This window comes from Streptomyces sp. col6, from assembly GCF_008042035.1.
Taxonomy (GTDB): domain Bacteria; phylum Actinomycetota; class Actinomycetes; order Streptomycetales; family Streptomycetaceae; genus Streptomyces.
The window spans coordinates 1-648 of the sequence record NZ_RDBL01000067.1 but is presented as its reverse complement, the minus strand read 5'-3'; the positions used below and the strand labels follow the sequence as shown (position 1 = coordinate 648).

Genomic DNA, 648 nt, shown 5'->3' with positions numbered 1-648 from the left:
ACCAGGCAGTTGCTGGCTTTCTGGTGGGTATCGCGCTCCTCATGGCCGGAATGGTCGCTCAGCAGATCTGGATCAGCGTGGTGGGTTTCCTCGTCATGCTGGGCTGCGCGGTGCTCGCGGTCACGGGATGGCGCAAGGCGCCCAAGCCGGGCGAGCAGCAGGCGGTGCGCACCGGCGGTGCGGGTGAGCGCCGACAGTCCCGCCAGCGCCGGTCCGTGATGAACCGGATCGAACAGCGGTGGCAGCGCCGCCGTGACGAGCAGGGACAGTAGACACAGAGCACGTATGCGTGAGGGGCGGCCGCGATATTCGCGGCCGCCCCTCACGTATACGTGTCGTCCGGCGCCGGCGCGAGGGCGCGGTACGCCGTAGTGGCCCCGCAGACGGTCCGCGCGGTGGGCACGGCGCACGGCTCGGCCGCCCGCCCCGGCCCACGCGCGGGGGCCGGGGGCCCGCCCCTCAGCCCTCCTGGCGGGACGGGCGGCCGAGCCGTGCGCCGTGCCCACCGCGCGGACCGTCTGCGGGGCCACTACGGCGTACCGCGCCCTCGCGCCGGCGCCGGACGACACGTATACGTGAGGGGCGGCCGCGAATATCGCGGCCGCCCCTCACGCATACGTGCTCTGTGTCTACTGTTGTGTCTACTGT

Annotated in this window: 1 protein-coding gene; it reads left to right on the top strand. The window is 72.8% G+C overall.

Annotated elements, in window-relative coordinates:
* The coding region (locus EAO73_RS35340) for a DUF3040 domain-containing protein (RefSeq protein WP_147975623.1) at nucleotides 1-272 on the top strand (272 nt) is incomplete at its 5' end.
* Nucleotides 273-648: the final 376 nt, after the last annotated feature.